3 protein-coding genes and 1 pseudogene are annotated in these 4,321 nt (G+C 65.2%); 1 reads left to right on the forward strand and 3 read right to left on the reverse strand.

Annotated features, from left to right (window positions below; genetic code table 11):
- The 3 genes from A3E77_RS15135 to A3E77_RS15145 form a co-directional block, all read right to left on the reverse strand.
- A partial coding sequence (locus tag A3E77_RS15135) for an aminotransferase (protein ID WP_293647411.1) occupies positions 1-1,219 on the reverse strand: 1,219 nt, incomplete at its 3' end.
- A 105-nt stretch (positions 1,220-1,324) separates the two neighbouring features.
- Positions 1,325-2,065: a gamma-glutamyl-gamma-aminobutyrate hydrolase family protein gene (locus A3E77_RS15140; RefSeq protein WP_293647413.1), complete on the reverse strand. Its 741-nt coding sequence runs from the start codon at positions 2,063-2,065 to the stop codon at positions 1,325-1,327.
- Between the two features lie 43 nt (positions 2,066-2,108).
- Positions 2,109-3,080 carry a glucokinase gene (locus A3E77_RS15145; protein WP_293647415.1) on the reverse strand — a complete coding sequence of 324 codons (972 nt, stop codon included), beginning with the start codon at positions 3,078-3,080 and terminating at the stop codon, positions 2,109-2,111.
- Between the two features lie 246 nt (positions 3,081-3,326).
- Between A3E77_RS15145 and A3E77_RS15150 the strand changes: the two are divergent.
- A pseudogene (locus A3E77_RS15150) lies at positions 3,327-4,321 on the forward strand (autotransporter domain-containing protein); the annotation flags it as partial.

The following is a 4,321-nucleotide window of genomic DNA, read 5'->3' on the forward strand; positions in this document are numbered from 1 at the left end:
CGCGCGCCATCGGCCCGGCGGTCCCCTCGGCGCCGCCAAAGCGCGCACGCGTGTCCTTGTCGGCAACGATCTCGACCGCGCCGAGCAAGCCGACCGAGCGCGTCTCGCCGACCAACGGATGGTCGTTCAGCGTCGCCAGCGCTGTCGCCAGATGCGGTCCGGTGACGCTGCCGGTGCGTTCGACCAGCCCTTCGCGCTCGATGATCTCGATATTCTTGAGCGCGACCGCCGCCGCGACCGGATGGCCAGAGTAAGTGAAGCCATGGACGAAATCGCCGCCGGTCTTGAGAACGTCGACCACATGGCCCGCGACCGCGGTCGCCGAGATCGGCAGGTAGCCCGACGACAGTCCCTTCGCCATCGGCATCAGGTCGGGGGTAAAGCCCATCGTTTCATGCCCCCACATCTTGCCGGTGCGGCCGAAGCCGCAGATGACCTCGTCGGCGACGATCAGCAGGCCATATTTACGCGCCACGGCCTCGACCTTCGGCCAATAACCCTTGGGCGGAATGATCACCCCGCCCGCGCCTTGCACCGGCTCACCGATGAAGGCCGCGCAATTTTCCGGCCCGACCTCGATGATCTTGTCCTCGATCGCCTGCACGCAGGCGTCGCAGAACGCCTCTTCGTCCATTCCCTGCGCTTCGTTGAAGCTGTAGGGTTGGCGGACATGTTCGACACCCGCGATCGGCAGGTCGCCCTGCGCATGCATCGCCTTCATGCCGCCCAGCGACACGCCCGCAACGGTCGAGCCATGATAGGCATTCCAGCGGCTGATGAAGACGGTGCGCTTCGGCTCGCCCTTCAGCTTCCAATAATGGCGCACCATGCGGAACACCGTGTCGTTCGCCTCGCTGCCCGATGCGTTGAAGAAGATGTGCGGCAGGCGATTGCCGGTCAGCGACGCGATCTTTGCCGCCAGCGTCACCGTCGGCGGCGTCGCGGTCTTGAAAAAGGTGTTATAGAACGGCAGCTCGCGCATCTGCGTCGCCGCCGCCTCGACCAGCTCTTCGCGGCCATAACCGACATTGACGCACCAAAGCCCCGCCATCCCGTCCAGGATGCGGTGACCGTCGCCGTCATGGATATAGCAGCCCTCGGCGTGCGTGATGATACGGCTGCCGCCGAGCCGTTCGATTTCGGCCCAATCGGCCTGCGCGGGAAGGTGGTGCGCAACGTCGAGGCGGCGCAGTTCGGCGATGTCGTGATTGCGAGGCATGAAAAAACTCCTGATTGTCTGGAAACCGAAAGAAACCGGGTCCGGAAAATCAGGGCGAAAAGCTGATCCGCGCGAGATAGCGGTCATAGCGAGTGACGCGGCAGTTCATAATTCGCCTCTTAGCGCGCGTCCGAGGAGGTGGAAATAGGTCTGGCTGTCCGCATTGGCATCGGTCTGCCATTCGGGATGCCACTGCACCGCAAGCAAAGGCGCGCCATTGGGCCTTGCGCTATAAGCCTCGACCAGCCCGTCGGGTGCGCGCGCCTCGACCGCCAGCCCCGCGGCGAGGTCGCCGACCCCCTGAAAATGGACCGAGTTCACGTCGAGCGATGCCTTGTCATAGGCCGCGGCGAGCATCCCGCCGTCGACCAGTTCGACCCGGTGACGATGATCGAACATCGCGTCGAAATCGGCGCCGTCGGGTGCGTGATGAGCCAGCAATTGGTCGCTCGCCGACGTGTCGCGCCGCAACGTCCCGCCCAGCGCGACATTGATCTCCTGAAAACCCCGGCAAATGCCGAAAAGCGGGCGCTGCGCCGCGATCACCGCGTCGACCAGTTCGATCATCATGCGGTCGCGGTCGCCGTCGAACGGCCCCTCGCCCCCGCCCGGATCGCCATAAAGTGCCGGCGCAACATTCGACGGCGTGCCGGTCAGCAGGACGCCGTCGAGCCGACCGACGACCTCGGACGCGCGCATATATTCGGGCAACGACGGAATGATCAGCGCCGCGCAATCGGCATGCCGCATGGCCGCGGTGGCATAACGGTTCATTACCGCCTGCGCGAGTTCCACGCCGACCGTGCGGTTGCATGCGATGATACCGAGGACGGGGCGCTGCGACATGCCGCCACGCTGCCGATTTTAGCGCGCCAGCGCCAGCGAAATTTCAGCCATGCTGGCGCGCGAAAGCCGCCGCGGCGCCGAACAGGCCCGGCTGCGGGTGCGTGATCAGCTTCACGGGCAGCGCCGCCATGAAACCTTCAAACCGTCCCTTTTCGATGAAGCGTTCGGGAAAGCCCGATCGCACCAGGCTGTCGCGGATACGCAGACCAAGCCCGCCCGCGATGACGACGGCGCTTGCCCCTTGCGCCAGCGCCAGGTCACCCGAAACGCTGCCCAGCGAAAGGCAGAACCGATCGACCGCCGCCGCGGCCAGGCTGTCCTCGCCGCTCAGCGCCTTGGTCCAGATCGCCTTGTCGTCTAGCGGGGTCACCGCACGACCTTCGAGCATGGCAAGCGTCTCATAGATATCGACGATACCGGGGCCTGAGACGATGCGTTCGATCGACACGCGGCGGTGCCGTTTGCGCAGCCGCGCCAGGATCGCATCCTCGATGCTGTCCAGCGGCGCAAAATCGATATGCCCGCCCTCGGTCGCCTGGACCCGATAATCGCTCCCGTCGCGCCAGATATGGGCAACGCCCAGGCCGGTGCCGGGGCCGATGATGCTGATCGTCCCCGTCGCGGGCAGCGGTTCATCGGGGCCGGTCAAACGCTCGAAATAGCTGGCGTCGGCTTGTGCGACGGCATGGCCTACCGCCTCGAAATCATTGACCAGCACATGGCGGTCGACATTCAGCTTTTCGCCGATCAACGCCGGACGGATGATCCAGGGATTGTTGGTAAAGCGGATGATTTCACCGCGCGTAGGCCCCGCGATCGCAATCGCCACCGCGCGGGGCAACACCCCACCGCGCTGGCGCTCGAAATCCTGCCACGCGGTCTGAAAGCTCGCATGGTCCTTGGTGTGCAAGGTCGTCGCCTCGCCCAGCGACAGGACGCGGCCGCCCTCGACCTCGGCGATCGCAAAGCGCGCATGCGTGCCGCCAATGTCCACCGTGACGATCTGCTCGCTCATGACTCTCCCTCTCCGGTCCCGATGCGGCCGGACGTTGGATGGAATGTCGCATGCCCTCGCGCGATGCAACAAGGCATAGCTATGCGCGTCCGGGGGCCAGGATGTCGTTGCCGCCTGTAACCAGCCAGGCACCGCAACCCTTGCGCCGCCCGACCCCATATTTTTTTCCAAGGCTGCATCGCCCCCGCTCCGTCTTGTGATTGTCGCCGGACAGATGTCCCGGCCCCCGATCACAAGAGGAATCTGATGCGCAAGACCTTGCTGGCCTCCACCTGCCTAGCCACCCTCCTTTCGACCGCCGCCTATGCCGAAACGACGATCACCACCGCGACAACGGCGCCGGTGCGGACGTCGACCATCAAGACGGGCACGCCCGACGACATCAAGATCACCGCGGCAGGCTCGATCAAGCCGACGACGGCTGGGCCGGCGGTCACCATCGACAGCAATCACAAGCTGGTGAACGAAGGCACGATCGAGTTCAGCAATGTCGATGGCGCGACCGGGGTTCTCGCGGGTGCCGGCACATCGGGCGGCATCACCAATGCGGCGCCGGGCAAGATCACCATCGGCGAAACCTATGCGCCGACCGACATCGACAATGATGGCGACATCGACGGCGCCTTTGCCATCGGTTCGGGCCGCGTGGGTATCGCGACCGGCGGCGCCTTTACCGGCAATATCGTCAACAGCGGTGCGATCGCCATCGAAGGCAATGATTCGGCCGGCATCCGTCTCGGCGGCCCGCTGACCGGCAATTTCACCAACGACGGCACGATCGGCGTGCTCGGCGACCGGGCGCTTGGTGTCGGACTTCAAGACGTCACCGGCAACGTCCGCCTCGCGGGAACCATCGCGGCCACCGGGCTCGATGCAACCGGCGCGCGGCTGGCCGGCAACATCACCGGCGCGCTTGTCGTTCAGGGCAATCTGACCGCCACCGGCTATCGCTTCACCAGCCCGCCCGCCGACCCGTCGAAACTCGATGCCGACGACCTGTTGATCGGTGGCAACGCACTGTCGGTCGAAGGCAATGTGACGGGCGGCATCATCTTTGCCGCGGCGCCGAAAGACACCAAGCCCGACGACAAGGATGAGGACAAGGACGGCCTCGACGACGACAAGGAAGGGAATGCGGTCGTTCGCTCCTTCGGATCGGCGGCGGCGGTGCGCATCGGCTCGGCAACGCAGGCCGTCACAATCGGTCCCGTCGCGGGAACCGGAACGGGCTTTGGCATGAT

Source organism: Sphingopyxis sp. RIFCSPHIGHO2_12_FULL_65_19, from assembly GCF_001830555.1.
Lineage (GTDB): Bacteria > Pseudomonadota > Alphaproteobacteria > Sphingomonadales > Sphingomonadaceae > Sphingopyxis.